25 protein-coding genes are annotated in these 26,060 nt (G+C 72.6%); 10 read left to right on the top strand and 15 right to left on the bottom strand.

What is annotated here, in order from left to right:
* Positions 1 to 108: 108 nt before the first annotated feature.
* From ACZ6ZI_RS02765 to ACZ6ZI_RS02780, 4 genes are read left to right on the top strand one after another with little or no spacing between them, the layout of a single operon-like run.
* Entirely contained in the window at positions 109 to 1,119 is a 1,011-nt protein-coding gene (locus ACZ6ZI_RS02765; RefSeq protein ID WP_363061391.1) for a metal ABC transporter substrate-binding protein, read from the top strand.
* 26 nt (positions 1,120 to 1,145) lie between these two features.
* Positions 1,146 to 1,946, top strand: coding sequence for a metal ABC transporter ATP-binding protein (locus tag ACZ6ZI_RS02770; RefSeq protein ID WP_469514898.1), 801 nt, complete (start codon positions 1,146 to 1,148; stop codon positions 1,944 to 1,946).
* Complete coding sequence (locus tag ACZ6ZI_RS02775; RefSeq protein WP_363061387.1) at positions 1,946 to 2,812, top strand: metal ABC transporter permease; 867 nt, start codon at positions 1,946 to 1,948, stop codon at positions 2,810 to 2,812. The genes ACZ6ZI_RS02770 and ACZ6ZI_RS02775 overlap by 1 nt, the downstream gene beginning before the upstream one ends.
* 53 nt (positions 2,813 to 2,865) lie before the next feature.
* Positions 2,866 to 3,294, top strand: a complete 429-nt coding sequence (locus ACZ6ZI_RS02780; RefSeq protein WP_150519707.1) for a Fur family transcriptional regulator — start codon at positions 2,866 to 2,868, stop codon at positions 3,292 to 3,294.
* Between the two features lie 158 nt (positions 3,295 to 3,452).
* On the opposite strand, the gene ACZ6ZI_RS02785 is transcribed toward ACZ6ZI_RS02780, so the two are convergent.
* From ACZ6ZI_RS02785 to ACZ6ZI_RS02805, 5 genes are all read right to left on the bottom strand, one after another.
* Positions 3,453 to 3,977: a YcxB family protein gene (locus ACZ6ZI_RS02785; RefSeq protein WP_469514903.1), complete on the bottom strand. Its 525-nt coding sequence runs from the start codon at positions 3,975 to 3,977 to the stop codon at positions 3,453 to 3,455.
* 23 nt (positions 3,978 to 4,000) lie between these two features.
* Positions 4,001 to 4,822, bottom strand: a complete 822-nt coding sequence (locus ACZ6ZI_RS02790) for an isoprenyl transferase (protein ID WP_363061383.1) — start codon at positions 4,820 to 4,822, stop codon at positions 4,001 to 4,003.
* Between the two features lie 11 nt (positions 4,823 to 4,833).
* Positions 4,834 to 5,580 carry a DNA repair protein RecO gene (gene recO / locus ACZ6ZI_RS02795; RefSeq protein ID WP_363061381.1) on the bottom strand — a complete coding sequence of 249 codons (747 nt, stop codon included), beginning with the start codon at positions 5,578 to 5,580 and terminating at the stop codon, positions 4,834 to 4,836.
* Positions 5,581 to 5,686: 106 nt separating this feature from the next.
* Positions 5,687 to 7,240, bottom strand: coding sequence for a nucleobase:cation symporter-2 family protein (locus ACZ6ZI_RS02800; RefSeq protein ID WP_469514908.1), 1,554 nt, complete (start codon positions 7,238 to 7,240; stop codon positions 5,687 to 5,689).
* Between the two features lie 567 nt (positions 7,241 to 7,807).
* Positions 7,808 to 8,503, bottom strand: coding sequence for a TerB family tellurite resistance protein (locus ACZ6ZI_RS02805; RefSeq protein WP_363061377.1), 696 nt, complete (start codon positions 8,501 to 8,503; stop codon positions 7,808 to 7,810).
* A gap of 153 nt (positions 8,504 to 8,656) precedes the next feature.
* Between ACZ6ZI_RS02805 and ACZ6ZI_RS02810 the strand changes: the two genes are divergently transcribed.
* On the top strand, positions 8,657 to 9,415 hold the full coding sequence (locus tag ACZ6ZI_RS02810) for an SDR family NAD(P)-dependent oxidoreductase (protein ID WP_469514911.1): 759 nt from the start codon (positions 8,657 to 8,659) through the stop codon (positions 9,413 to 9,415).
* Between the two features lie 104 nt (positions 9,416 to 9,519).
* Here the strand turns inward: ACZ6ZI_RS02810 and leuA are convergent, their stop codons facing one another.
* A complete protein-coding gene (gene leuA, locus ACZ6ZI_RS02815; protein ID WP_469514914.1) occupies positions 9,520 to 11,283 on the bottom strand; it encodes a 2-isopropylmalate synthase in 1,764 nt (587 codons plus the stop codon).
* Positions 11,284 to 11,648: 365 nt separating this feature from the next.
* Here leuA and ACZ6ZI_RS02820 point away from each other — a divergent pair, with 365 nt between their 5' ends.
* The 4 genes from ACZ6ZI_RS02820 to ACZ6ZI_RS02835 all read left to right on the top strand — a co-directional run bounded on the left by ACZ6ZI_RS02820 (position 11,649) and on the right by ACZ6ZI_RS02835 (position 14,710).
* Positions 11,649 to 12,725 carry a M4 family metallopeptidase gene (locus ACZ6ZI_RS02820; RefSeq protein WP_469514917.1) on the top strand — a complete coding sequence of 359 codons (1,077 nt, stop codon included), beginning with the start codon at positions 11,649 to 11,651 and terminating at the stop codon, positions 12,723 to 12,725.
* A gap of 27 nt (positions 12,726 to 12,752) precedes the next feature.
* Positions 12,753 to 13,025: a protealysin inhibitor emfourin gene (locus ACZ6ZI_RS02825; RefSeq protein ID WP_363061369.1), complete on the top strand. Its 273-nt coding sequence runs from the start codon at positions 12,753 to 12,755 to the stop codon at positions 13,023 to 13,025.
* A gap of 47 nt (positions 13,026 to 13,072) precedes the next feature.
* Positions 13,073 to 13,876: a GNAT family N-acetyltransferase gene (locus tag ACZ6ZI_RS02830; protein WP_469514922.1), complete on the top strand. Its 804-nt coding sequence runs from the start codon at positions 13,073 to 13,075 to the stop codon at positions 13,874 to 13,876.
* Between the two features lie 156 nt (positions 13,877 to 14,032).
* The gene (locus ACZ6ZI_RS02835) at positions 14,033 to 14,710 is read left to right on the top strand and encodes an SAM-dependent methyltransferase (RefSeq protein WP_469514925.1); all 678 of its coding nucleotides are present in this window, start codon (positions 14,033 to 14,035) and stop codon (positions 14,708 to 14,710) included.
* Positions 14,711 to 14,767: 57 nt separating this feature from the next.
* Here the strand turns inward: ACZ6ZI_RS02835 and era are convergent, their stop codons facing one another.
* The 3 genes from era to ACZ6ZI_RS02850 all read right to left on the bottom strand — a co-directional run bounded on the left by era (position 14,768) and on the right by ACZ6ZI_RS02850 (position 19,305).
* Complete coding sequence (gene era / locus ACZ6ZI_RS02840; protein WP_363061424.1) at positions 14,768 to 15,718, bottom strand: GTPase Era; 951 nt, start codon at positions 15,716 to 15,718, stop codon at positions 14,768 to 14,770.
* Between the two features lie 962 nt (positions 15,719 to 16,680).
* On the bottom strand, positions 16,681 to 18,042 hold the full coding sequence (locus ACZ6ZI_RS02845; RefSeq protein ID WP_469515815.1) for a WxL domain-containing protein: 1,362 nt from the start codon (positions 18,040 to 18,042) through the stop codon (positions 16,681 to 16,683).
* Between the two features lie 255 nt (positions 18,043 to 18,297).
* Entirely contained in the window at positions 18,298 to 19,305 is a 1,008-nt protein-coding gene (locus tag ACZ6ZI_RS02850; RefSeq protein ID WP_469514927.1) for a GlxA family transcriptional regulator, read from the bottom strand.
* A 71-nt stretch (positions 19,306 to 19,376) separates the two neighbouring features.
* Here ACZ6ZI_RS02850 and ACZ6ZI_RS02855 point away from each other — a divergent pair, with 71 nt between their 5' ends.
* Positions 19,377 to 20,729 carry an MFS transporter gene (locus ACZ6ZI_RS02855; protein WP_469514930.1) on the top strand — a complete coding sequence of 451 codons (1,353 nt, stop codon included), beginning with the start codon at positions 19,377 to 19,379 and terminating at the stop codon, positions 20,727 to 20,729.
* Positions 20,730 to 20,922: 193 nt separating this feature from the next.
* Here the strand turns inward: ACZ6ZI_RS02855 and ACZ6ZI_RS02860 are convergent, their stop codons facing one another.
* The 6 genes from ACZ6ZI_RS02860 to ACZ6ZI_RS02885 all read right to left on the bottom strand — a co-directional run bounded on the left by ACZ6ZI_RS02860 (position 20,923) and on the right by ACZ6ZI_RS02885 (position 25,889).
* Positions 20,923 to 21,285 carry a cytidine deaminase gene (locus tag ACZ6ZI_RS02860; protein WP_363061359.1) on the bottom strand — a complete coding sequence of 121 codons (363 nt, stop codon included), beginning with the start codon at positions 21,283 to 21,285 and terminating at the stop codon, positions 20,923 to 20,925.
* A 173-nt stretch (positions 21,286 to 21,458) separates the two neighbouring features.
* Positions 21,459 to 21,812 (bottom strand): MmcQ/YjbR family DNA-binding protein, encoded by a 354-nt coding sequence (locus tag ACZ6ZI_RS02865; protein ID WP_363061357.1) that lies wholly within the window; start codon positions 21,810 to 21,812, stop codon positions 21,459 to 21,461.
* The gene (locus tag ACZ6ZI_RS02870) at positions 21,809 to 23,119 is read right to left on the bottom strand and encodes a hemolysin family protein (protein WP_469514934.1); all 1,311 of its coding nucleotides are present in this window, start codon (positions 23,117 to 23,119) and stop codon (positions 21,809 to 21,811) included. Before ACZ6ZI_RS02870 ends, ACZ6ZI_RS02865 begins: the two co-directional genes overlap by 4 nt.
* Positions 23,116 to 23,613, bottom strand: a complete 498-nt coding sequence (ybeY, locus tag ACZ6ZI_RS02875; protein ID WP_363061353.1) for an rRNA maturation RNase YbeY — start codon at positions 23,611 to 23,613, stop codon at positions 23,116 to 23,118. The genes ACZ6ZI_RS02870 and ybeY overlap by 4 nt, the downstream gene beginning before the upstream one ends.
* Positions 23,614 to 23,626: 13 nt before the next feature.
* The gene (locus ACZ6ZI_RS02880; RefSeq protein WP_469514938.1) at positions 23,627 to 24,664 is read right to left on the bottom strand and encodes a PhoH family protein; all 1,038 of its coding nucleotides are present in this window, start codon (positions 24,662 to 24,664) and stop codon (positions 23,627 to 23,629) included.
* Between the two features lie 127 nt (positions 24,665 to 24,791).
* Positions 24,792 to 25,889 (bottom strand): PfkB family carbohydrate kinase, encoded by a 1,098-nt coding sequence (locus ACZ6ZI_RS02885; RefSeq protein ID WP_363061350.1) that lies wholly within the window; start codon positions 25,887 to 25,889, stop codon positions 24,792 to 24,794.
* Positions 25,890 to 26,060 lie beyond the last annotated feature (171 nt).

The following is a 26,060-nucleotide window of genomic DNA, read 5'->3' on the forward strand; positions in this document are numbered from 1 at the left end:
GGCGCCCAGGGCCCCGCCATCAAATCGGGCCCCCCTTCCATTGAACTCCCACGGGCCCCCGACCTGGGTTTTTGACAACCGTTTCCATCTTTGATGAAAATGGATGTCATGAACGTACGACGCCTCATACCCACCGCCGCCCTGACCGGCGCCGTCGCCCTCGCCGCGACGGCCCTCACCGCCTGCTCGGGCGGTGCCGCCGGGGCGGCCGGAGCCGCTGGCGCCAAGGACGGCAAGCTCGGCGTGACGGCGTCGTTCTACCCCCTCCAGTTCCTCGCCGAGCAGATCGGCCGGGACCACGTGAAGGTCTCCACCCTCACCAAGCCGGGCGTCGAACCGCACGACCTGGAGATCACCCCGAAGCAGACCGGGCAGCTCTCCGAGTCCGACGTGGTCCTCTACCTCAAGTCCCTGCAACCCGCCGTCGACAAGGCCGTCGCCCAGTCCGGCGTGAAGAACGTCGTCGACGCCGCCACCCTGACCCCCCTGGTCGAGCACGGCACCTCCGGCCACGCCCACGGCGAGGAGGGCCACCAGCACACCGACGGCGACGAGCACGCCCACGCCGAGGGCGACGGACACGACCACGGCGAGGCCGGCGCCGACCCGCACGTGTGGCTCGACCCCACCAAGTTCGCCGACATCGCCAAGGGCGTCGGCGCCGCGCTGGAGAAGGCCGACCCCGAGCACGCCCCGGACTACCGCAAGAACACCGACGAGCTCGTGACCAAACTGGGCGCGCTCGACACGGAGTTCAAGGAAGGCCTGAAGAACACGGCCTCGAAGACCTTCATCACCACCCACTCCGCCTTCGGCTACCTCGCCGAGCGCTACGGCCTCGACCAGGAGGGCATCTCCGGGGTCGACCCCGAGGCCGAGCCCAGCCCGGCCCGCATGAAGGAGCTCCAGAGCGTCGCGAAGAAGGACAACGTGACCACCGTGTTCTTCGAGACCCTCGCCAGCGACAAGACCGCCAACGCCCTCGCCCACGACACGGGCCTGCGCACCGACGTCCTCGACCCCCTCGAGGGAATCAGCGACAAGTCCCAGGGTGCTGACTACTTCGAGGTCATGCGGTCCAACCTGAAGAACCTGCAAAAGGCACTCGGAGCCAAGTGATGACAGCAGCAACGGAGGCACGAGCCATGCGGTCCACGACAGCCGGCGCCGCCACGGCGGCGGACCAGCCCGTCATATCCCTGCGCGGGGCCACGGCCTCGCTCGGCTCGCGCCCCGTGCTGCGCGGGATCGACCTCACCGTGCGCGCCGGTGAGGTCGTCGCCCTGCTCGGCGCCAACGGCTCCGGCAAGTCCACCGCCGTCCGCGCCCTGGTCGGTCAGGTGCCGCTCAGCGGCGGCTCCCTGTCCCTGTTCGGCACCGAGTTCAAGCGGTTCCGCCAGTGGTCGCGCATCGGCTACGTCCCCCAGCGCACGACGGCCGCCGGCGGCGTCCCCGCCACCGTCCGCGAGGTCGTCTCCTCCGGCCGGCTGGCCCGTACCCGTTTCGGGATCCTGCGCAAGGCGGACAAGGCCGCCGTGGAGCGGGCCCTGGCCCTGGTCGACATGGAGGCGTACGCGGACGCCTCGGTCAACGCCCTCTCCGGCGGGCAGCACCAGCGCGTGCTGATCGCCCGCGCCCTGGCCGTCGAACCCGAACTGCTGATCATGGACGAGCCGATGGCCGGCGTGGACCTCGGCAACCAGGAGGTCCTGGCCTCGGCCGTGCGCCGCCAGGTCGCCGAGGGCACCACCGTGCTGCTCGTCCTGCACGAGCTCGGCCCGCTGGAGCCCCTGATCGACCGCGCCGTGGTCCTGCGCGACGGCTGCGTCACGCACGACGGGCCGCCGCCGGAGGCCGTGGGCCAGCACGCCCTGCCCGGCCACGACCACGTACACCCCCACGCGGCGCACGACGCCGAACCCCTGCGGACGGGACTGCTGAGCTGATGGAGATCCTCGACTACGCCTTCATGCAGCGGGCCCTGCTCGCGGCCGTCCTGGTGGGTCTGACGGCTCCCGCGATCGGCACCTACCTGGTCCAGCGCCGGCAGGCCGTCATGGGCGACGGCATCGGGCACGTGGCCATGACGGGCGTCGCCCTCGGTTTCCTGCTCAACACCAGCCCGGTATGGATGGCCACCCTCGTCGCGGTGCTCGGCGCGGTCGGCATGGAGCTGATCCGCTCGCGCGGCAAGACCAGCGGCGACATCGCCCTCGCCATGCTCTTCTACGGCGGCCTCGCCGGCGGCGTGATGATCATCAACCTGGCGCCGGGCGGCTCCACCGCCAACCTCAGCAGCTACCTCTTCGGCTCCATCACCACCGTCTCGGCCGAGGACATCACGGCCGTGGTCGTCCTCGCCGTGTTCGTCCTCGCCGTCACGATCGGCCTGCGCCGCCAGCTGTTCGCCGTCAGCCAGGACGAGGAGTTCGCCCGGGTCACCGGCCTGCCCGTGCGCGCCCTGAACCTGCTCATGGCCGTCACGGCCGCCGTGACCGTGACCGTCGCCATGCGCATCGTCGGCCTGCTGCTGGTCAGCGCCATGATGGTGATCCCCGTGGCGGCCGCCCAGCGGGTCACCCGCGGCTTCACCGCCACCCTGACCGTGGCGATGGTCATCGGCGTCCTGGCCTCGCTGACCGGCACGACGGCGACGTACTACCTCGACGCGCCCTCGGGTGCCACGATCGTGCTGCTCGCCATCGCCGTCTTCACGGTGATGACGGCCCTGTCCACGCCGCTGGCCAGGCGGCGGGCGAAGGCCGCCCGCGCGGCCGAGGAGGTCTGCACGCACGACGACGTGAAGGTCTGAGGGAGACGGCCGCCTGGCACAATGTGGGGCGAGGCCGAAACGAGGAGGAACCGGTGGCGACTGCGCCTGGCGAGACGAATACCGCGCCAGTACGAGGGCGATCCACCCGGCAGCGGGCCGCCGTGGCGGCGGCGCTGGACGAGGTGGACGAGTTCCGCAGCGCCCAGGAGCTGCACGACATGCTCAAGCACCGCGGCGACTCCGTGGGCCTGACCACCGTCTACCGCACCCTCCAGTCCCTGGCCGACGCCGGCGAGGTGGACGTGCTGCGCACCAGCGACGGCGAGTCCGTCTACCGGCGCTGCTCCACCGGGGACCACCACCACCACCTGGTCTGCCGCAAGTGCGGCAAGGCCGTCGAGGTGGAGGGCCCGGCCGTGGAGAAGTGGGCCGAGTCCATCGCGGCCGAGCACGGCTACGTGAACGTGGCCCACACCGTCGAGATCTTCGGCACCTGCGCCGACTGCGCGGCCGCCGGCTGACCCGCCCGGGCCGCCGGGCCGCCCCTCCCGGTCGGGTTCCGGTCGAATCCCGAGCGGATCCGGCCGTTGTCGGCCCGGCCCCGGAGGACGGCCCCAGGGCGGTCGGGCGACGTCCGGGAGGCACCCGGAAGACACCGGGGAGACGTGCGGGGAAGCGTCTAGACGCGCGGCAGGTTCGCCCCGAGCAGCTCCCGCACCCGATCGAGGTCCTCGGGGGTCGCGGCGGAGCGTTTGGGCAGCCAGCCCAGTTCCCCGTTGGCGAAGACGAGGACGAACAGGCCCCGGGTCTCGGCCCAGCCCCGGTACTTCGACCACGGGTAGGCGACCGCCGTCCCGTCGGGCCGGTGGTTCTGCGTACCCCGCTCGGTGATCACGCACCGGTACTCGGGGTGTTCCGCGGCCCAGCGGTACATCCGGCGCGCCCGGCGCCACAGCTCCAGCACCGCGCAGAGCGCTCCCAGGCACACCCCCACGCCCGCCGCGAGGGCGAGGCCCGCCGGGTCGGTCCCCCGGCCGCGCTGGAGGACGATCACCGCGCACGGCACCAGGGGGAGGACCACCAGCCACAGCAGCAGTTCCCCGCGCCCGCCGGGCGTGCGCAGGGCCCGTCGGCACAGCACTTCCCACGCGTCGCGGCGCCGTGCGGCGTACCGCAGCTCCACCGCCCGTTCAGTCGTGTCCATGGCGGCGGAGCCTAGCGGACGGTTCAGGCGCCGGAGCCCTCGGGCTGGTTGGGGACGGCGCCGCCGAAGCGGCGGTCGCGCTGGGCGTACTCCAGGCACGCGCGCCACAGGTCACGGCGGTCGAAGTCGGGCCACAGCACGTCCTGGTAGACCATCTCGGCGTACGCGCTCTGCCAGATCAGGTAGTTCGAGGTGCGCTGCTCGCCGCTGGGGCGCAGGAACAGGTCCACGTCGGGCATGTCCGGGTAGTACATGTACTTCGCGAAGGTCTTCTCGTTGACCTTCGACGGGTCCAGCCGGCCGGCCGCCACGTCGCGGGCGATGGCCTGGGCGGCGTCCGCGATCTCGGCGCGACCGCCGTAGTTGACGCAGAAGTACAGGGTCATGGCGTCGTTGTCGACGGTCTGCTCCTGGGCCACCTGGAGCTCCTGGACGACCGACTTCCACATCTTCGGCATGCGGCCGGCCCAGCGGATCCGGATGCCCAGCTCGTTCATCTCGTCGCGGCGGCGGCGGATGACGTCGCGGTTGAAGTTCATGAGGAAGCGGACCTCGTCGGGCGAGCGCTTCCAGTTCTCCGTCGAGAAGGCGTACAGGGAGAGGTTCTTGACGCCCATCTCCAGGCAGCCCTTGAGCACGTCGAGGACCACGCCCTCGCCGACCTTGTGGCCCTCGGTGCGGGGCAGGCCGCGCTCCTTGGCCCAGCGGCCGTTGCCGTCCATGACGACGGCGACGTGGTTGGGGACCAGTTCGCCGGGGATCTTCGGCGGGCGCGCACCGGACGGGTGCGGCTCGGGAACCTTGTACTCCCGGCGAGAGCGTCCCAGAATCCCGCGTCGTACCATGTGCCCAGCTCCTATTTCTCGACGTATCGCAGGGAGCGTAGCCCGCGCTCCAGATGCCAGTGCAAATAGGCGGAGACCAGCCCGCTGCCCTCGCGCACGTGGCGTGCCTCGCACGCGTCGGCGTACCCCCAGTCGCCCGTCAGCAGCGCGCTGAGCAGAGCGATGGCCTCCGACGAGGGTACGACGCTGCCCGGCACCCGGCAGTCGCCGCATATGACGCCGCCGGCGGCGACGGAGAAGTGCCGGTTGGGGCCGTGGATGCCGCACTTGGCGCAGTCCTCGAAGCTGGGCGCGTAGCCGTTGACGGCGAGGGAGCGCAGCAGGAAGGCGTCCAGGATCAGGTGGGGCTCGTGTTCGCCGCGCGAGAGGGTGCGCAGGGCGCCGACGAGCAGCAGGTACTGCTGGACGGAGGGTTCGCCCTCGTTCTCCGTGAAGCGTTCGGCGGTCTCCAGCATCGCGGTGCCGGCGGTGTAGCGGGCGTAGTCGGTGACGATGCCGTTGCCGTACGGGGCGATGATCTCGGTCTGGGTGCACAGCGGAAGGCTGCGGCCGATCAGCTCGTTGCCGCGGGCGAAGAACTGCACGTCGGCGTGGGAGAAAGGTTCCAGCCGGGCGCCGAACTTGGACTTGGTGCGCCGGACCCCGCGCGCCACGGCCCGGACGCGTCCGTGGCCCCGCGTGAGGAGCGTGATGATGCGGTCCGCCTCGCCGAGCTTCTGGGTGCGCAGCACGATGCCGTCGTCGCGGAACAGACTCATGCGCCCATTGTCGCCTGTCCCGGGTGCCGTACGGGGACACCGGTCCGGGCAGCGCTCACCCCCGCCCGGACCGGTGTCCGGGCGGGGGCGGCACCCCTTGGGAGGATCAGGAGGCGGGCGTACCCGCGTCGTCGGCCTTGCTCGTCCCGCCGGTCGCGCTCGTCGCGCCGGCCGTGTCGGCCCCGCCGGTTCCGGGCGCGGGCTCCCGCTCGGCTCCGGCGGCCGGCGTCGCGGGCTCGGCGGACCGGCCGGGCTCCGTGGGCTGGGTGGGCAGGGCGACCTCGACGGCGGGTCGGGTCTCGTCCTTGCCCAGACCGTTGAAGACCAGGTTCAGGACGATGGCGGCCGTGGCGCCGAGGGTCACCCCGCTGTTGAGGAGCGAGGACAGGTCGGGGCTCATGTGCTTCTCGAAGTAGAGCGGGACCGTGGCCGGGAAGAGGGCGAGGGCGATCGAGACGCCGACGATCAGGGCGTTCTTCTCCTCCTTGAGGTCCACCTTGGCCAGGGTCTGGATGCCGGCCAGGGCGACCATGCCGAACATCACCGTGGCGGCGCCGCCGAGGACCCCGTGCGGGACGGAGGCGACGATCGCGCCGGCCTTGGGGATCAGACCGAGGACGATCATGAAGACACCGGCGGCCACGACCACGAAGCGGCTCTTGACCTTGGTCATCCGTACGAGGCCGACGTTCTCGGCGAAGGCGACGTACGGGAAGGAGTTCAGCACGCCGCCGAGGGCGGTGGCGGCGCCGTCGGCGCGCAGGGCGCGGGCGACGGTCTCGCTGCCGACCTCCTTGTCGACGATGTCGCCGACCGCGTAGGTGTCGCCGGTGGTCTCGACCATGGTGATCAGCATGACGATCAGCATGAGGAAGATCGGGAACCATTCGAACTTCGGGGCGCCGAAGTGGAAGGGCGTGGTGACGCCGATCCAGTCGGACTGGCCGACGTTGCCGAACTTGGCGTCGCCGAGGAGGAAGGCCGCCAAAGTGCCGCCGACGAGGCCGATCAGGATGCTGATGCTGCGCAGGAACGGGCCGCCGAACTTCATCAGCAGGAGGATGAAGAGCATGGTGCCGCCGGCGTAGGCCAGCTGCGTGGGGACGCCGCCGTCGCCGAGGGTGGGGACGCCGCCGGCCGCGTCCTTGAGGCCGACCGGGATCAGGACGATGCCGAGGACGGTGATGACGGTGCCGGTGACCACCGGCGGGAAGAGCCGCATGACCGCCCGGAAGGCCTTGGCGGGCAGCCAGGCGAAGGCGAAGGTGGCGATGCCCGCCGTGATGACGGCGCCGTAGATGACGAGCAGGGCGGCGGTCCCGCCGCCGGCGCCGAGGCCGATGGCGATCATCGGGGACACGGCCGTGAAGGTCACGCCCTGGATCAGCGGGAGCCGGGCGCCGACCCGGCCGATGCCCCAGGCCTGGATGATCGACGCGATGCCGCAGGTGAAGAGGTCCGCGTTGATCAGGTAGACCAGCTGTTCAGGGCTCAGCTTGAGGGCGCTGCCCACGATGATCGGGACGATCACCGCGCCGGCGTAGAAGGCGAGTACGTGCTGGAAGCCGTACAGCGCGAGCTTGGGGAGGGGGAGCACCTCGTCGACCGGGTGCGTGCTCTGCTCTCCGGTGGCGGAAAGCCGGGCGGCGACACGTGCCATCTCTGCCTTGCCCTTCGAAAGGTAGGTGACTGAGAGGAATCTGGTTGTCCCTGGTCGAAGTGGGTCGCTATCCCGTTGGTTCGCCAGGGTTGTCAGTGAGAACACGCAGATCGAAGCCCAGCGGTGTTTCCGGCGGCGTCTCGTCGTGTGACCGGAATTGAACGCCTGTGGGAGGCGTCACAGATATCGTCGACTTCCACAAACTGTTGACGTGCCAGGGCATACGATCTGGAGGTTCCTCCAGTGGCCAGGGCGCCGGATCGGGCGTATGGCCAGAGCTGCCGAAATCGCCCGTTCCGGACTGCGCGACTGTGAAGCGGGCCCGGCGAGGTGCCTCTGACCTGCCCGGAAGTCGCCAGTCGAAATTCGGCCACGCAAACAGGAACGCAAGGTTTCGGCCGTCCACATACTGGATGGCCGAAACGGGAGGGGTCGCCTCCGCCCTCCCGGAAGAGCCCCGCGACGCCGGATCGTTACGTCCCCGCGGCGCCCGGAACGCGAAAACCGGGCCCCGCGGGGTCTCCCCCGCCGGACCCGGTCACGACCTACGGCCCGGTACGGGCCTGCTCAGGGCGCCCGTACCGCCGACAACAGGCCGGCCACCTCGTCCGCCCCCATCCGAAGCGCCGCGCCGACGGTGGCCAGGACCTCGCGCTCGGCCGGGGTGTACGGACCGTCCGCGAGGGCGACCCGCGCCCCCTGGCGCAGGATCGACTCGCGCCCCGGACCGGCGAGGTGCGGGGCGAGCGGCTCCAGCGCCTCGTGGAGCTCTATCGACAGCGCCGCGCCGCAGCACTCGGGTCCGTCGTACAGCCCGAGCCGCCCCTCGTCGGTGGCGAGCGCCTCCACGAGGGACTCCAGCTGCTCCTCGGTGCAGTCCTGGAAGCCGGCCGCCCGTACGGTCGCCACGGCGGCCTCCAGCGCGCTCCGCGAGGAGGTCCCGCCGGCGGCGAGCACGGCGAGCGTCACCGTGTGCACGGCGTCGCGCAGCAGCGCCGAGAAACGGTGGGTCGTGAGGTGGTCCAGCACCTCGGTGCCGAAGCGCTCCCGGCAGGCCTGGCACTCGACGACCGGCCCGGCCTGGCCGCGCGGCAGCAGCGGCACCCCGAGCACGGTGAAGCGCCGACGCCCGGTGCGCCGGCGGTAGTTGCGGTCACCGCCGCAGTCGGGGCAGAAGAACTCCCCGTCGCCCACGGTGCTCCAGGTGGTACGGATGCCCCAGACCGTCAGCTTCCGGCCGTCCCCACCCCGAACTGGCAGCACGTCGCACCTCCGTCACCTTCCGGCAACATCGCCGGGTTGGCGTGATGTTAGCCACATCGGTGAGGATGCGTCAGTCGTGTGACAAGACAACATGGGGAGGCGTGCGGACTTGGCCGAAGTGCGCCCCCGGGTCCATCCCCTACCCTCGGCGCCGTGAACGACACGTCCTGTCTGGTCACGGGCGCGGCGAGCGGCATCGGCAGGGCCACGGCCCTGCTGTTGGCCCGCTCCGGAGCCCGGGTGACCGCGTCCGATGTCAACGCCCCCGGTCTGGGGGCCCTGCACGCGCTGCTGACCAAGGAAGGGCACGCGATCACCGTCGTCACCGGTGACGTGTCCGATCCGGCGGACAACCGCGCCATGGTCGCCGCCGCGGTGGCCGCGTACGGGCGCCTCGACGTCGCCGTGGCGAACGCCGGGGTGCTCCCCCTTTCGGATGTACGGGAGACCACCCCCGAGGACTGGGACCACGTCATGGCCGTTGACGGTCGGGGCATGTTCCTGACGTGCAAGTACGCCATCGAGGCGATGCTCGCGCAGCCGCGGCCGGGCGGGTCGGTGGTGTGCGTGTCCTCCATCTCGGGGGTGGCCGGGCAGGCGCGGCAGGCCGCGTACGGGCCGGCGAAGTTCGTGGCCTCGGGCCTGACGAAGCACCTGGCGGTCGAGTGGGCGGCGCACGGGATCCGGGTCAACGCGGTGGCCCCGGGGACGATCCGCACCGAGCGGGTGGTGGCCCTGGACGAGGAGCCGGGCGGGCCGGAGTACCTGGCGGAGGTCACCGCGGCGCACCCGATGGGCCGGCTCGGCGAACCGGAGGAGGTGGCCCGGGTCATCGCCTTCCTGGCCTCCGACGCGGCCTCGTTCGTGACCGGGGTGGTGCTGCCCGTGGACGGCGGCTACCTGGCCCGCTGAGGCCTCCCGCGACCGGCGGGGGTCGCGGGAGGGGCCGCGGGGGCGCGCACGACGGGACCCCGCCCCTCCGTCAGGAGGAGCGGGGTCCGCGGTCGGTCGGTGGATCAGCGGCCCGCGCGGTTGACGGCGGAGATGACCGCCTTCAGGGAGGCGCGGGTGGTGTTCGCGTCGATGCCGATGCCCCACAGGACGCGGCCGTCGATCGCGCACTCGATGTACGAGGCGGCGACGGCGGAGGCGCCCTCGCTCATCGTGTGCTCGGTGTAGTCCAGCAGGCGGGCGTCGACGCCGATGCCGGCCAGCGCGTCGAAGAAGGCCGAGATCGGGCCGTTGCCGGTGCCGTTCAGGACCGTCTCCACGCCGTCCACGACCGCCTCGACGGTCAGCGTGTCGGTGCCGTCCTTGTCGGTGGCGGTCGAGCCGGAGCGCAGCTGGATGCGGCCCCACGGGTTCTCCGGGTTGGGCAGGTACTCGTCGGAGAAGACGTCCCAGATCGCCTTCGGCGTGACCTCGCCGCCCTCGGCGTCGGTCTTGGCCTGGATGATCCGCGAGAACTCGATCTGCATGCGGCGCGGCAGGTCCAGCTTGTGGTCGTTCTTCAGGACGTACGCGATGCCGCCCTTGCCGGACTGCGAGTTGACGCGGATGACGGCCTCGTAGGAGCGACCGACGTCCTTCGGGTCGATCGGCAGGTAGGGCACGGCCCACTCGATGTCGTCGACAGTCTTGCCCCGGGCGGCCGCGTCGGCCTCCATGGCGTCGAAGCCCTTCTTGATGGCGTCCTGGTGGGAGCCGGAGAAGGCGGTGTAGACCAGGTCGCCCGCGTAGGGGTGGCGCGGGTGGACCTCCATCTGGTTGCAGTACTCGCTGGTGCGACGGATCTCGTCGATCTGCGAGAAGTCGATCTGCGGGTCGATGCCCTGGGAGAACAGGTTCATGCCCAGGGTGATCAGGTCGACGTTGCCGGTGCGCTCGCCCTGGCCGAACAGGCAGCCCTCGATGCGGTCGGCGCCGGCCATCAGGGCCAGCTCGGCGGCGGCGACGGCGGTGCCGCGGTCGTTGTGCGGGTGGACGGAGATGCAGACGTGCTCGCGACGGGTCAGGTTGCGGGCCATCCACTCGAAGCGGTCCGCGTGCGTGGAGGGCGTCGAGCGCTCGACGGTCGCGGGCAGGTTCAGGATGATCTCGCGGCCCTCGGCCGGCTGCCAGACGTCACAGACGGCCTCGCAGACCTCCAGGGCGAAGTCCAGCTCGGTGTCGGTGAAGATCTCCGGGCTGTACTGGTAGCCGAAGGTGGTCTCGGGGCCCAGCAGCTTGTCGGCGTACTCCATGACCAGGCGGGTGCCGTCGACGGCGATCTGCTTGATCTGCTCCTTCGAGCCGCGGAAGACGACCCGGCGGAAGGTCGGGGCGGTCGCGTTGTACAGGTGCACGGTGGCGCGCCGGGCGCCGACCAGCGATTCGACGGTCCGCTCGATCAGGTCCTCGCGGGCCTGGGTCAGGACCGAGATGGTGACGTCGTCCGGGATCGCGCCCTCTTCGATGATGGAGCGTACGAAGGCGAAGTCCGTCTCGCCGGAGGACGGGAAGCCGACCTCGATCTCCTTGTAGCCCATGCGCACCAGCAGGTCGAACATCTCGCGCTTGCGGGCGGGGGTCATCGGGTCGATCAGCGACTGGTTGCCGTCGCGCAGGTCGGTGGAGAGCCAGCGGGGGGCCTTGGTGACGCGGGCGTCCGGCCAGGTGCGGTCCGGGATGTCCACCTGCTCGTACCGGCCGTACTTGTGGATCGGCATCCCGGAGGGCTTCTGGGTGTGGGTCGCGTTCGTGATGGGCGTGGGGCGACCGACAAAAGGCTGCTGGCTCATGGCGTTGGGCTCCTCGCGTGTCCGCGTGTAGTTCGCTGAACGGCCGACGGCGGTAGTGAAAACCGCAACACCAAACTCCGCGGGGAGGGGGTCGGCCTACGACTACAGACCCTCGCCGCGGCAGCTAAGGAGAAGCAGCCCGAAACGCATGATGGGCCGAGCCTAGCCGAGCCGCGCCGTATCGCGAGGACCTGTTCCAGTATGCAAGACCGGCAGGTCCGATTTACAACCTTTGTGAGCTATAGCGCTCTTTGCCGTCACAGGTCCGGGTGATCCGTCAACACCGCGCGACCGCTTTGAGACAACCGAATGAATCATGGTCGCTTCTCGTGACAGCGGCGTGACCCGCTGCCACATTGCCGGGCATGACTGCCACCCCTTCCTCCCCCCGCCCCCACCACCCCGTCTTCTGCACCGTGGTCCCCCCGCACCTGCTCGACAAGGCCGCCCGCTCCGGCGACGCCGCCCGCGCCGACCTCGCGCAGCGCACCCTGGAACAGGACGCCTTCCTGCGCACCCGGCGCCGGATCAGCACCGTGCGCGGCATCGTCCCGACCGCCCTCGACGCCCCCGCCCCCGAGACCCCCCGGCGGACCATCCACGACGCCCAGCACCGCACCCGCCTGCCCGGGAAGAAGGTCCGCGGCGAGGGCCAGGAGGCGGTCAAGGACGCCACCGTCAACCGCGCCTACGCCGGCCTCGGGGCCACGTTCGAACTCTTCCTCCAGGGCTTCGGCCGGCGCTCGATCGACGACTCCGGGCTGCCCCTGAACGCGAGCGTCCACTACGGCGAGGACTACAACAACGCCTTCTGGGACGGCGAGCAGATGGTCTTCGGCGACGGCGACGGCGACCTCTTCCTCGACTTCACCGTGTCCGTCGACGTCATCGGGCACGAGCTGACCCACGGCGTCACCCAGTACACGGCCAACCTCGACTACCACGGGCAGTCCGGGGCGCTCAACGAGTCCATGTCCGACGTGTTCGGCTCCCTGATCAAGCAGTACTCGCTCGGTCAGAGCGCCGACCAGGCCGACTGGCTGATCGGCGCCGGCCTGCTCGGCCCGAACGTGACCGGGACCGCGCTGCGCTCCATGAAGGCCCCCGGCACCGCCTACGACGACGACGAGCTGGGCAAGGACCCGCAGCCCGCGACCATGGACGACTACGTCGTCACCTCGCGCGACAACGGCGGCGTGCACATCAACTCGGGCATCCCCAACCACGCCTTCTACATCGCGGCGACCGAACTCGGCGGCAACGCCTGGGAGCGGGCGGGGCGGATCTGGTACGACACGCTGACCGGCGGCGAGCTGGAGCCGCGGGCGGACTTCGCGGACTTCGCCCGGCTGTCGCTGGCGGCGGCCGTCGCCCGGTTCGGGGACGGCGGCGTCGAGCACCGCGCGGTCCAGAAGGCCTGGTCGACCGTCGGGCTGGGGTAGTCCGCCCCCGTGGGGTAGGAAGGCGTCATGGTGATCGAAGTGGTGCGGACGGGCGGTTTCGCGGGGATCGAGCGCCGGGCCGAGGTGGACACCTCGGGCCGGCCCGACGAGGAGGAGTGGCGGGAGCTCGCCCGGCTCGCCCTGCGGCCCGACCCGGACGGCGAGCGGGACGCGCGCGGGGTCCGGGACGGCTTCTCCTACCTCATCACGGTGGACGGACGGAGCGTGTCCTGCCGGGACCCCCATCTGACGGAGGCCCAGCGCAGCCTGATCTCGCGGGTGCTGAAGGAAGGCGCGTAGGGCGTTATCCGGGTGCCCCGGCGGGGCGGTTTTGCTTGGATGGCCGGATGACGAAGACGATCTTGGCGGACCTGGAGCAGTACTACGACGCCGTCCCCCGCCGGGGCGGTGCGCGGGGCGAGGACTTCGGGCCGCTGACCCTGTTCGTGCAGGAGGGACGGGGTTGGGGGTACTACGCGCGGCCCGCGCTCGGCGGCGCCGACGCGACGCCGGCCGACGTGGAGCGCGTACGGGCCCGCCAGCGGGAGCTGGGCGTGCCCGAGGCCTTCGAATGGGTGGCCGAAACCAGCCCTTCCCTGCGGGCGGCGGTGGAGGCCGCCGGCCTCCACGTCCACGCGCACCCGCTGATGGTCCTCGACGACGCGGCGGCGGCGCCCGCACCCCACCCCGAGGTCCGCGCGCTCGACGCGCACGACCCCCTGCTCGCGGCGGCGGTCACGGTACCGGCACTGGCCTTCGCCGCCCCGGGGACGGCCCGCGGCGAAGCGGGGCCCGACGCGCTGGCGGCGGCGCTCGCCGACCCGACGGCGGCCGAACGCCGGGACCGGGTCGCGGAGATGCTCGCGGACGGCCGCACCGCCATGGCCGCGGCCGTGCGCGACGGGGTCGTGCTGTGCTCGGGCCAGTACAACCCGGTCGGGGACGTCGCCGAGATCGTCGGGGTCGGCACGCTGCCGGCCGCCCGGCGCCAGGGCCTGGCCCTCGGGGTGACGGCGGCCCTGGTCGCCGCGGCCCGCGCGGGCGGGGCGCGGACGGTGTTCCTGTCGGCCGGCGACGAGGACGTGGCCCGGATCTACGGCCGCGCCGGCTTCCGGCGGGTCGGGACGGCCCTGATCGCGGAACCCGCGTAGCCGCACCCGGGTGGCCACACCCCGGTGGCACACGGCGCGGAACCCGGGTCGCCGGTTGCCGGATCGGCAACGATGTTTGCCCCTGCGGCGGGCCCGGCGGAGCATCGGCGGTGTCCGTGCGACCGTACGGGCGCCCCAGCCGAGGAGGCCGCCGCGATGTCCCACACCCACCAGGAGCAGGGCCCCGACCGTACCGGGCACGGCGCGCACGCCGAGCCCCCCGCGGGCGGGCGGGAGTGGTGGAACGACCGCTACCGCGAGCGCGGGCGGATCTGGAGCGGCGAGGCCAACGCCGCCCTGGTGCGCGAGGTCTCCGCGCTGCCGCCCGGCCGCGCCCTCGACCTGGGGTGCGGCGAGGGCGGCGACTCCGTCTGGCTGGCGACGCGCGGCTGGCACGTCACCGCGACCGACATCTCCGAGGTCGCCCTGCGGCGGACGGCCGAACACGCCGCGCGGGCGGGGGTGGCCGACCGGGTCGACCCGCACGCGCACGACCTGGCGCACACCTTCCCCGACGGGGAGTTCGACCTGGTCTCGGCGTGCTTCCTGCACTCCTACGGGGACTTCCCGCGCGACCGGATCCTGCGCACCGCGGCCGGCGCCGTGGCCCCGGGCGGGGTCCTGCTGGTCGTCGGGCACGGGGGGTGGGCGTCCTGGCAGGAGGACCGGCCGGAGGTGGACTTCCCGACCCCGGACGAGCTCCTCGCCCGGCTGGAACTGGACGAGGGGGCCTGGGAGGTCCTGGTCGCCGAGGAGCACGAGCGGGTCCAGAACGCCCCCGACGGCCGGCCGGGCACCCGCACGGACAACACCCTGAAGATCCGCCGGCGCTGAACACCGGCGGATCGGTGGACCGGCGGATCGACGGACCGGCCGAGCGGCCGGTCCGGATCAGAAGCCGAGCTTGCGCAGCTGCTTGGGGTCGCGCTGCCAGTCCTTGGCGACCTTCACGTGCAGGTCGAGGAAGACCGGCGTGCCGAGGAGCGCCTCGATGTGCTTGCGCGACTTCATGCCGACCTCCTTCAGGCGGGAGCCCTTGGGGCCGATGATGATGCCCTTCTGGCTCGGCCGCTCGATGTAGACGTTGGCGTGGATGTCGAGCAGCGGCCGGTCGGCGGGCCGGTTCTCGCGCGGGATCATCTCCTCGACGACCACGGCGATGGAGTGCGGGAGCTCGTCGCGCACGCCCTCCAGCGCGGCCTCGCGGATCAGCTCGGCGACCATCACCATCTCGGGCTCGTCCGTCAGGTCGCCCTCGGGGTACAGCGGCGGGCTCTCCGGCAGCAGCGGTGCGATCAGGTCGGCCAGCAGCTGGACCTGGTTGTCACCGACCGCGGAGACGGGGACGATCTCGGCCCACTCGAAGCCCAGCTCCTCGGCGAGCCGGTGGACGGCGATGAGCTGCTCGCCCACCGCCTTCGACTCGACGAGGTCGGTCTTGGTGATGATGGCGATCTTGGGGGTCTTCTTGATCCCCGCGAGCTCCTTGGCGATGAACTTGTCGCCGGGGCCGAGCTTCTGGTCCGCCGGCAGGCAGAAGCCGATGACGTCGACCTCGGCCCAGGTGGTCCGTACGACGTCGTTGAGCCGCTCGCCGAGCAGCGTGCGCGGCTTGTGCAGGCCGGGGGTGTCCACCAGGACGAGCTGCGCGTCCGGGCGGTGCACGATGCCGCGGACGGTGTGGCGGGTGGTCTGCGGCCGGTTGGAGGTGATCGCGACCTTGGTGCCCACGAGCGCGTTGGTCAGGGTCGACTTGCCCGCGTTGGGACGGCCGACGAAGCAGGCGAAGCCCGCGCGGTGCGGGGCGGTGGGCTCGGGGGAACGATCGCTCATACGGGCCATTCTCCCCGATGCGGCCCCCGGCGCCGACCAGGCCACCGCCACCAGGGCCGAGGCGAGCCCCAGGGCGGTCGCGAGGCGGGGGTGCGGGGAGTGGCCGACGTCGGCGCGCGCGCCGACCCCGGAGGCGTGCGCCTCCACCGCGACCCGGGCCCATTCCGGCGTGGCCGGCCCCTCCCAGCGGGCTTCGAGGCGGACCTCCCGGCCGGGGAGCAGCTCGGCGGGCAGCCCGTCGAGGGCGCGGGAGTGCAGGACGCGGCCCAGCGCCCCGGTGGCGGTGAGGCGGGCGCGGGGGCGCAGGGTGACGTTGCCGAGGTTGTGGAGCCTGTACGAGACCACGCGCACGCCCGCCGCCCCGTCCCGGACCCGGAGGTCCTCGACGGCCAGCGCCGGGGCCGTGGGTCCGGTCACCCGGAGGTGGACGCGGGCGGCCACGGCCTGGCGCACGGCGATGCCGGGAGCGGTCGTCGCGGTGGCCTCCGGCGCGTCCTCCACCGCGACGACCGCTCCGGGGTGGTCGCCCGGTTCCGCCCGCTCGGGCACGGTGACGGTGAGGGGGACGGTCGTCGAGGCCTTCGCCGGGACGGTGACCCGCTCCCGCGCGAGCCTCGTCCAGGCACCGGTGGCGGTCCGCGGCTCGTCGGGGCCGCGGACGGCGAAGCCGCCGTCGCGGGCGGTGGTGTAGGCGTCGGCGGCGTAGAGGCGGAAGGTGCGGGGGGTGTCGGTGTGGTTGGCGAGGGTGACGGCGTCGGTGACGGTGGTGCCGGGGGCGGCGGAGAGGTGGAAATGGGGCCGCTGTCCGATGGCGTTCGCGACCGGCAGCACCGACCACCGGCCGTTGTCCGCGGCTCCGGCCCGCCCGGCCCCGCCGAACGCGGACAGCGCCACCACGAGCCCGAGCAGCAGCAGCGCCGCCGCGACCGGCCGGCCGGCGCGGGGGGCCCGGGCACGCGGGCTCGGGCCCGTCACGAGAGCGTCAGGGTCAACACCGCCGTGTAGGCGCCGGGCGGGGTGTAGGCGGGCACGTCCAGCGTCAGGCCGGCGTCCACGGTGAAGGTGCCCCCGACCCGCGGCGCGTCCGCGGTGGAGGCCAGCACCGCGCCGTCCGGGCCGACCACGCCCGCGCTGCCCGGCACGCAGGGGCTCGGACCGCCCCGCGCCGCCGCGCAGGTCGGCGTCCAGGACAGCGCCGCACCGGGGATGCGGACCCCGCCCGGGCCCGTGAAGTCGCTCACCCTGCCGACCAGCGTCCAGCCCGTGGACCCGCCCCGGGCGTCGGTCACCGTGACCGTGCCGATCCGACCGGGGGCCGCGCCGCCGTCCCCGTACGGGACCGCGCCGAGGGTCATCGCCTCGCCCGCCTGGGTCATGGCCAGCCCGCCCGGCTCCACGGTGACCGTGACCCGTTGCGCGGCCGGCGCCTGCGGCGCGGGCCCTGCGGGCGCGGCGGGCGCGTGGGAGTCGGCGGGCGCGTCGGGCTCGACGGGCGCCGCCGGCTGCGCCGCGGGGGGCACGGGCTCGACGACCGCGTACGCCGCCGGCCCGGTCCCCCTCCGCGCCGACCAGGACCCGCCCTCGTAGGCCACCACCCCGGTCGTGGCCCGATCGGTGACCGTCAGCCACGCCGTGACCCGCCCGAGCCGGTCGGCGGTGGCCGCCACCCGGTCGGCGGTCTCGGCGGCCCCCGCCCGCCCGGCGACGGTCACGGCCTCGCCCGGCGCGAAGCCGAAGCCGGTCACCTCGACCCGGTCCCCCGGCCGGCCGTGGGCGGAGCCCAGGAGCACCGCGCGCGGGTTCGCCGTGGGCAGCGGGGTGGCGGTGAGCCGCGCCGAGACGGGGGCCGCCGGGGCCGCGCACACGGTGTCGAGGTCGAGGAGGTGCGCGGTGTGCAGGGTGTAGCCGGCCGGGGCGAGGGTGATCGCGCCGGGCGCGGTGACCGTGAAGGTTCCGGTCATGGTGACGGCGGGCAGCTCCGCGCCGGCCTCCACCGGCTCGTTGCGCTTCGGCCCGACGACGGTGACCTCACCGCCCTGCGCGCCCCCGAGCCGGACCTTCCCGGTGGGGGTCAGCACGTCAGCGGGCAGGGGGCCGCCGACGGGGTTGACCGCCGGGGTGCGGTCGATCCGGTAGGTGACGGTGACGGTGTCGCCGACGCGCGGGTTCGGGTCGTCCACGGTGAGCCGGCCGGTGGTGGCCCCGTCCGCGGGCGGCAGACCGGCTTCCTGCGGCGCGAGGCACCGGGTGGGGAACTCCACCTGCCCCGGGGGCGTTTCCCCCTCGGCGGCGGCCGGGGCGGCGAGCGCGCTCCCGGCCGCGACCACGGCCATGCCGACGGCCGCCGACCATCTCCTGCCGCGCGCGCCTGTTCGCACTGCCCGCACCCCCACGTCCGCCCTGACGTCCGCCCCGGTCCGCGGCCCTGTGTCCCGCCGTTCCGGGAGGGCCATTCACGAGCGGGCGTCGGGAGAAGTCAAGGCGCGCGGACCCCATCGACTGATGGCCCATCAGATGCCGGCGGTATGACGGTCCACCCGCCGATCACCGGCCGATCCCGCACCGCTCAGGCGCCGATCCGCCACCGCTCAGGCGCCGGCCACCGCCTCGCGGAAGGTCCGCCGGTAGGCCGTCGGGCTGACCCCCAACGCCGCCTGCACGTGTTTGCGCAGCGACTGCGCGGTACCGAAGCCCGTCTCCCGGGCCACCACCTCCATCGCCAGGTCGGTCCGCTCCAGCAACTGCCGGGCCCGCTCGACCCGCTGGGCGATGATCCACTCCCCCGGGCTGACCCCGGACTCCTCGCGGAACCGGCGCGTGAACGTCCGCACCGAGACGCACTCCTGGCGCGCCAGATCGCTCAACCGCAGCGGCTCGTGGAGCCGGTCCAGCGCCCAGGCCCGCGCCGCCGTGGTGCTCGCCAGCTGCGGCTGCGGCACCGGACGGTCGATGAACTGGGCCTGCCCGCCCTCCCGGTGGGGCGGTACGACGGTCCGCCGGGCCACGTCGTTGGCGACGGCGGCGCCGTGGTCGCGGCGCACGATGTGCAGGCACAGGTCGACACCGGCGGCCACCCCGGCGGAGGTGAGCACGTTCCCGTCGTCCGTGTAGAGCACTCCCGGGTCGACCCGTACGGCCGGGAAGAGGGCCTGGAAGTGCTCGGCCGAGGCCCAGTGGGTGGTGGCCCGACGGCCGTCCAGGTACCCGGCGGCGGCCAGGACGTAGCCGCCCGTGCAGATGGAGACGAGCCGCGTGGCGGGCCCGATGTGGGCGAGGGCGGCGGCGAGCTCGGGGGTGAGCCTGCCCTCGCTGTGCACCGGTCCCAGCTCGTACGAGGCGGGCACCACGACCGTGTCGGCGGTGGCCAGCAGCTCGGGACCGTGCGCCACGTCGACGGCGAAGTCGGCGTCCGTGGGCACCGGGCCCGGGGCGAGTCCGCAGGTGAGGATCTCGTAGAGCGGGCGGCCGGCGCCGTCCTTGGCCCGGCCGAAGATCCGGTGCGGGATGCCGAGCTCGAAGGGCAACAGGCCCGCGAGGGCGAGCACCACCACCCGGTGCGGTGCGGGCCGGCCCGCCCGCCGTGACTGCGCGTCCATGGCCCGATCGTAGCGAAGCATGACGGTCAGGCCACTGTCGTACGGGGGCCTGCCGGCCGGAAGCTGTCGGGGTGACGCAGACAGCCCCCGCCTCCCCGGACCCCGCAGTCCCGACCGCCCCGACCACCCCGGCGACGCCCGAGGCCCCTCAGGCCTCCTCGACCTCCCCGGCACCCCGCGCCCCCCGCGAGCCGGGACGCGTCCACCGCGCCTGGTTCGCCGCCGCCGTGGCCTTCGTGACGATCATCGGCGCCGCCGCCTCCGCCTCCCTCCCCGGACTGCTCATCGAGCCGCTCCACGAGGAGTTCTCCTGGTCGCGCGGCACGATCGGCTTCGCCGTCTCCGTCAACCTCGCCCTCTACGGGCTCACCGCGCCCTTCGCCGCCGCCCTGATGGATCGTTTCGGCATCCGTAGGGTCGTCGCCCTCGCCCTCACCGTCATCGCCGGCGGATCCATCGCCACCGTCTGGATGACCGCGGCCTGGCAACTGGTGCTCTTCTGGGGCGTCCTCGTCGGACTCGGCAGCGGTTCCATGGCCCTCGCCTTCGCCGCCACCGTCACCAACCGCTGGTTCACCGCCCGCCGCGGCCTCGTCACCGGCGTCCTCACCGCCGCCGGCGCCTCCGGCCAGCTGATCTTCCTCCCCCTGCTGTCCTGGCTCGTCGAACACCACGGCTGGCGCCCCGCGTCCGTCACGGTCTCCCTCGCCGCCCTGACCGTCGTGCCGTTCGTCTGGCTGCTCCTGCGCGACCACCCCGCCGACCTGGGCCTCGCCCCCTACGGAGGCACCTGGGAACCGAAACCCGCACCCGTACCGGGCGCCGCCCGCCGAGCCGTCACCGTCCTGTTCAAAGCCGCCCGCACCGGACCGTTCTGGCTCCTCGCCGGCACCTTCGCGATCTGCGGGGCCTCCACGAACGGCCTCGTACGGACCCACTTCGCCCCCGCCGCCCACGACCACGGCATGCCCATCACCACCGCGGCCGGGCTGCTCGCCGTCATCGGCGTGTTCGACGTCGTCGGCACCATCGCCTCCGGCTGGTTCACCGACCGCTTCGACGCGCGCCGCCTGCTCGCCGTCTACTACGCCCTGCGCGGGATCTCCCTGCTCTTCCTGCCCATGCTCCTGGCCCCCGCCGTCCACCCGCCGATGCTGTTCTTCATCGTCTTCTACGGGCTCGACTGGGTCGCCACCGTCCCCCCGACCATCGCACTGTGCCGGGAACAGTACGGCGAGGACAGCGCCATCGTCTTCGGCTGGGTCCTCGCCTCGCACCAGATCGGCGCGGCCCTCGTCGCCTTCCTCGGCGGAGTCGCCCGCGACGCCCTCGGCTCCTACGACCTCGTCTGGTACGCCTCGGGAGCGCTGTGCGCACTGGCGGCACTGATGGCGATGGTCATCCGCCGAGCCCGCGCGTCTTAGGGGCTCGGTTCGCCTCCGGGAGCGCCCGAGTCGGCTCCAGGAGGGCGTACGTCCTCGAAGGCGCTCGTTCCTCGCGTTTCCTCCGGGCGTTCGCCCTCCTTCACCGACTCGCCCCCTTCGCCGACGCGCCCCCTTCGGCTCACTCGCCCGTGCGGGCCGCGAAAGGGGCGCTTCCCGGGGTTCGGCGGTGTGGTCAGCCGGCCGGGGTGGTGGACTTCAGGGTGCCGTCGGGGGCGGCCAGGAGGACCGGGGTGGCGGGGCCGCCCAGGTCACGGACCGCCGCGCGGTCGGCCTCGGCGGGGGCGTCGGCCGCGCTCACCACGGCGGCCGCCTCCAGGGAACGGGCGCCGCTCGCCACGGCCATCGCGACCGCCGTCTGGAGGGCGCTCAGCTTCAGGGAGTCCAGCTCCACCGTCCCGGCGACGTACGTCCGACCGGTCTCGTCACGCACCGCCGCACCCTCCGGGACCCCGTTGCGGGCCCGGGCGCTGCGCGCCAGCGTGATGATCTTGCTGTCCTCGGGGTCGATCCCGGTGCCCACGGTGCTCTCGGTCATGGGCGACAGCATAGGGAGCGCCTCGGCCGGGCGGTGCAACGACCCCGCCGAGGCGCCCTCCCCTCCGTCCCACGAGCCCCCCGGGACGGGATAAACCTAAGCGAAAACCGAAGGACCCCTAGGATCCAAAGGTCCCGTAAGCGAATGACCTTCGTCCCTACGGTGCTGCGGTGTCAGGGGCGGTCGAGTCGCAGTCGTTCGGCCCTCGGCAGCCCCGCCACGACGAGGTCGTACGAGTCCTCCACCAGCTCCCGCACCAGCGCGTCCGGCAGTTCGCCGACCGTGACCGTGTTCCAGTGCCGCTTGTTCATGTGCCAACCGGGCACGATCGCCGCGTGCTCGGCGCGCAGCCGCACCGCGGCCTCCGGATCGCACTTGAGGTTGACCTTCAACGGCTCGCCGTCCAGCGCCGACAGCGCGAACACCTTCCCCAGCACCTTGAACACCGAGGTCTCGGGGGTGAAGGGGAACTCCTCCACCGCCGCGTTGAAGCCCAGGCAGAAGGCGCGCAGCTCGGCCGGGGTCATTCGCCCTCCTCGCCCTCGCCGGGGGACGGTTCGACCACCGGCTCGACGAGCACCGTCACGATCTTGTTCCGGCGTCCCGCCGGGGACTCGGCCGTCAGCCGCAGCGGACGCCCGTCCGGCAGGTCCACCATCGCGGAGGCACCCGCGATCGGCACCCTGCCCAGGGCCTTGGCCAGCAGTCCGCCGACCGTCTCGACGTCCTCGTCGTCGAAGGCCTCCACCCCGAACAGCTCTCCGAGGTCGGTGATGTCGAGCCGGGCCGTGACCCGGTAGCGGTCCTCGCCCAGCTCCTCGACCGGCGCGATCTCCCGGTCGTACTCGTCGGTGATCTCGCCGACGATCTCCTCCAGGATGTCCTCGATCGTGACGATGCCCGCCGTGCCGCCGTACTCGTCGATGACGACGGCCACGTGGTTGCGCACCGACTGCATCTCCCGCAGCAGGTCGCCGGCGTTCTTCGTGTCGGGCACGAACACCGCCGGCCGCATCACCGTCGAGACCAGGTCCGCTTCCGCCTCACGGTTGATGTGGGTGCGGCGCACGAGGTCCTTGAGGTAGACCATCCCGACGATGTCGTCCTCGTTCTCGCCCGTGACCGGGATCCGCGAGAATCCGGACCGCAGGGCGAGCGTGGTCGCCTGACGGATCGTCTTGTAGCGCTCGATGCACACCAGGTCGGTGCGCGGCACCATCACCTCGCGCACGAGGGTGTCGCCGAGCTCGAAGACCTGGTGCACCATGCGGCGCTCGTCGTCCTCGATCAGCGATTCCTTCTCCGCGAGGTCCACCATCGCCCGCAGTTCCGCCTCGGAGGCGAAGGGGCCCTTGCGGAAGCCCTTCCCCGGGGTCAGCGCGTTGCCGACGAGGATCAGCAACTGCGGGATGGGGCCCATCACCCGGGCGAGCGGTACGAGGGCGTACGCGGCCGCCGTCGCGGTGTTCAACGGGTGCTGGCGGCCGATGGTGCGCGGGGACACGCCCACCGCGACGAACGACACCAGCACCATCACGGCGATGGCGACGAGCAGCGCGGTCCAGTTCTCCCCGAACGCGTCGAGGCAGACGTAGGTGACGAGGACGCCCGCCGCCATCTCGCAGGTCACCCGCACCAGCAGCGCCACGTTGACGTAGCGGGTCGGGTCGCCCGCGACCTGGGCGAGCTTCGCGCTGCCGCGCCGGCCCTCCCGTACGGCCTGTTCGGCGCGGAAGCTGGAGACGCGGGCGATCCCGGACTCCGCGCAGGCCGCGAACCAGGCCACGACGACGAGCAGGACCGCCCCGGTGATCAGCTGAGGCGCGCCGGTCACGAGACGGTCGGGGCCGGGGAGGGACCGGTCAGCCCGCGCTCGGCGCGCCAGCCGTCGACGATGGCCGCCTGGAGGCCGAACATCTCGGCCTTCTCGTCGGGCTCCTCGTGGTCGTAGCCGAGCAGGTGCAGCACGCCGTGGACGGTGAGGAGCTGGAGCTCCTCGTCCATGGAGTGCCCCGTCGGCGCCTCCTCGCCCTGCTTCTTGGCCACCTCGGGGCAGAGCACGATGTCGCCGAGGAGCCCCTGCGGGGGCTCCTCGTCGTCCTTCGTCGGCGGACGCAGCTCGTCCATCGGGAAGGACATGACGTCGGTGGGTCCGGGCAGGTCCATCCACTGGATGTGGAGCTGCTCCATGGCGTCCTCGTCGATGACGATGACGGAGAGCTCGGAGAGCGGGTGGATCCGCATCCGGGTGAGCGCGTAGCGGGCGATGTCGAGGATCGCCTGCTCGTCGACCTCGGTTCCGGACTCGTTGTTGACGTCGATCGACATGGTGCGCCGGTATCTACTTCCGCTGGTGGCCGTTCGGGGCCGGATGGGCCTCGTCGTACTTCTCGTACGCGTCGACGATACGGCCGACCAGCTTGTGCCGGACGACATCCTCGGACGTGAGCCGCGAGAAGTGGATGTCCGGCACCCCTTCGAGGATCTCCTGGACCTGCCGCAGACCGCTCCGGGCCCCTCCCGGCAGGTCGACCTGGGTGATGTCACCGGTGATGACGATCTTCGAGTCGAAGCCGAGGCGGGTGAGGAACATCTTCATCTGCTCGGTGGTCGTGTTCTGCGCCTCGTCGAGCACCACGAAGGCGTCGTTGAGGGTGCGACCGCGCATGTACGCCAGGGGCGCGACCTCGATGGTTCCGGCGGCCATCAGCCGGGGGATGGAGTCCGGGTCCAGCATGTCGTGCAGGGCGTCGTAGAGCGGCCGCAGGTACGGGTCGATCTTGTCGAACAGCGTGCCCGGCAGGAAGCCGAGCCGCTCGCCCGCCTCGACGGCGGGACGGGTCAGGATGATCCGGCTGACCTGCTTGGACTGCAGGGCCTGGACCGCCTTCGCCATCGCGAGGTAGGTCTTGCCGGTACCGGCGGGGCCGATGCCGAAGACGATCGTGTTCTTGTCGATCGCGTCGACGTACCGCTTCTGGTTGAGGGTCTTGGGGCGGATGGTGCGACCGCGGCTGGAGAGGATGTTCTGGGTGAGCACCTCGGCCGGGGTCTCCGTCGGGCCCGAACCGCTGCCGTTCGCCTTGAGCATGGCGATCGAGCGTTCCACTGCGTCCTCCGTCATCGGCTGCCCGGTGCGGAGCACGAGCATCATTTCGTCGAACAGGCGCTGGACGAGGGCGACTTCCGACGCTTCGCCGACCGCGCTGACCTGGTTGCCCCGAACGTGGATGTCGGCCTTCGGGAAAGCCTTCTCGATGACGCGCAACAGGGCGTCGCCCGAGCCGAGAACCGTCACCATCGGGTGCGTCGCCGGGACGGTGAAGTGGGCTCGCGCCTGGCCCGGCGCGGGGATGTGGGCTGTGGGTGTGTGAGTCATGGGCCGGCACTGTGGCCTGCGCATACCTCCCGCTGAGGGGCCGCGCCGTTCGTCGACCTCCGGAGTACCAAGGGTACGTCCACCCCGGGGCATCCCCGAGGGGTTTTACGGCCCGGCCCCCGCCCGGCTACGCGGGGTGGCGGAAGCCGATGGTCGGTACGGCCCGCCGGCGCGGGGAGCAGGTGGCGCCGGGCGGTACGAGGTCGTCCAGGAAGGCGTAGCGGTCGCGCAGGGCGTCGGGGGCCGAGCGCCACCAGGCGGCCACCTCGGGCCAGCCGGGCGCGGAGAGGGAGCCTCCGAACTCCTGGACCGACAGGGCGGCCGTGAGCCCGGCGAAGGCCAGCCGGTCGGCCAGCGGCCAGCCGGCGAGGCTGCCGGTGACGAACCCGGCGACGTACACGTCCCCCGCCCCGGTGGGGTCCAGGGCGTCGACCGGGATCCCGGGGACCTCGGCGGTCTCGCCCGTCCGGCTGTCGACCGCGTACGAGCCCTCCGGGCCCAGCGTCACCACCGCGACGGGCACCCGCTCGGCCAGGGCCCGCGCGGCGGCCCGGGGACAGTCGGTGCGGGTGTAGCGCATCGCCTCGCCCGCGTTCGGCAGGAAGGCCTCGCAGTGCTCCAGGTCGGCCAGGGCGCCCAGGTCCCAGCGGCCGGTGTCGTCCCAGCCCACGTCCGCGAAGATCCGCGAACCGCGCCGGGCCGCCTCCGCGATCCACCCCTCGCCCTGCCCGGCGCCCAGGGAGGCCACCGCGGCGCGGGCCTTGGGAGGGCAGCGGGGGAAGGGGCCCGGGCCCGCCGGGGGCGGGGCCTCGTGTCCGTGGGAGACCATCGTGCGCTCGCCCTCGTAGGCCATGGAGACGGTGACGGGGCTGTGCCAGCCGGCGATGGTCCGCGACATGGAGAGGTCGATGCCCTCGCCCTGTTCGAGCGCGTCCCAGCAGTACTCGCCGTAGTGGTCGTCGCCGAACGCGGCGGCCAGGGAGGTGCGCAGGCCCAGCCGGGCCAGGGCGGTGGCCATGTTGGCGACGCCGCCGGGGCTGGAGCCCATGCCGCGCGCCCAGGACTCGGTGCCGCGCACGGGGGCGGATTCGAGGCCGGTGAAGATGATGTCGAGGAAGACCGTTCCGGTCAGGAAGACGTCACAGCCCGGTTCGTGCGGGTCGCGTACGGGACCCAGCGGGTCCAGTTGTCCCGGGCGGTTGATCCGGCTGTCCCGACTGCTCACGGCGTCTCCCCGTCGAAGTGTCGTTTCTGCTCGCACGGCGGCCACCGGAGCGGAACCGGTGGAAAGCTGCGAACCCTGCCCTCACGGCCAGGGCCGAAACCCAGTGTGACCCACCTCACTCAAGGAATGGTCCGATCTCCGCCTCGAACCGCTCGACGCGGACGCCCCCGC

The organism is Streptomyces sp. NPDC103540 (assembly GCF_055584445.1).

Coding starts and splice junctions, on each gene's coding strand:
- leuA (WP_469514914.1), bottom strand. CDS start 11,283: ATGAGCCAGCAGCCTTTTGTCGGTCGCCCCACGCCCATCACGAACGCG.
- ACZ6ZI_RS02775 (WP_363061387.1), top strand. CDS start 1,946: ATGGAGATCCTCGACTACGCCTTCATGCAGCGGGCCCTGCTCGCGGCC.
- ACZ6ZI_RS02845 (WP_469515815.1), bottom strand. CDS start 18,042: ATGGCCGTGGTCGCGGCCGGGAGCGCGCTCGCCGCCCCGGCCGCCGCC.
- ACZ6ZI_RS02765 (WP_363061391.1), top strand. CDS start 109: ATGAACGTACGACGCCTCATACCCACCGCCGCCCTGACCGGCGCCGTC.
- ACZ6ZI_RS02785 (WP_469514903.1), bottom strand. CDS start 3,977: ATGGACACGACTGAACGGGCGGTGGAGCTGCGGTACGCCGCACGGCGC.
- ACZ6ZI_RS02820 (WP_469514917.1), top strand. CDS start 11,649: ATGACTGCCACCCCTTCCTCCCCCCGCCCCCACCACCCCGTCTTCTGC.
- ACZ6ZI_RS02865 (WP_363061357.1), bottom strand. CDS start 21,812: ATGACCCCGGCCGAGCTGCGCGCCTTCTGCCTGGGCTTCAACGCGGCG.
- ACZ6ZI_RS02860 (WP_363061359.1), bottom strand. CDS start 21,285: ATGACCGAGAGCACCGTGGGCACCGGGATCGACCCCGAGGACAGCAAG.
- ACZ6ZI_RS02770 (WP_469514898.1), top strand. CDS start 1,146: ATGCGGTCCACGACAGCCGGCGCCGCCACGGCGGCGGACCAGCCCGTC.
- ybeY (WP_363061353.1), bottom strand. CDS start 23,613: ATGTCGATCGACGTCAACAACGAGTCCGGAACCGAGGTCGACGAGCAG.
- ACZ6ZI_RS02850 (WP_469514927.1), bottom strand. CDS start 19,305: ATGGACGCGCAGTCACGGCGGGCGGGCCGGCCCGCACCGCACCGGGTG.
- ACZ6ZI_RS02825 (WP_363061369.1), top strand. CDS start 12,753: ATGGTGATCGAAGTGGTGCGGACGGGCGGTTTCGCGGGGATCGAGCGC.
- ACZ6ZI_RS02835 (WP_469514925.1), top strand. CDS start 14,033: ATGTCCCACACCCACCAGGAGCAGGGCCCCGACCGTACCGGGCACGGC.
- ACZ6ZI_RS02800 (WP_469514908.1), bottom strand. CDS start 7,240: ATGGCACGTGTCGCCGCCCGGCTTTCCGCCACCGGAGAGCAGAGCACG.
- ACZ6ZI_RS02880 (WP_469514938.1), bottom strand. CDS start 24,664: ATGACTCACACACCCACAGCCCACATCCCCGCGCCGGGCCAGGCGCGA.
- era (WP_363061424.1), bottom strand. CDS start 15,718: ATGGCCCGTATGAGCGATCGTTCCCCCGAGCCCACCGCCCCGCACCGC.
- ACZ6ZI_RS02790 (WP_363061383.1), bottom strand. CDS start 4,822: ATGGTACGACGCGGGATTCTGGGACGCTCTCGCCGGGAGTACAAGGTT.
- recO (WP_363061381.1), bottom strand. CDS start 5,580: ATGAGTCTGTTCCGCGACGACGGCATCGTGCTGCGCACCCAGAAGCTC.
- ACZ6ZI_RS02830 (WP_469514922.1), top strand. CDS start 13,073: ATGACGAAGACGATCTTGGCGGACCTGGAGCAGTACTACGACGCCGTC.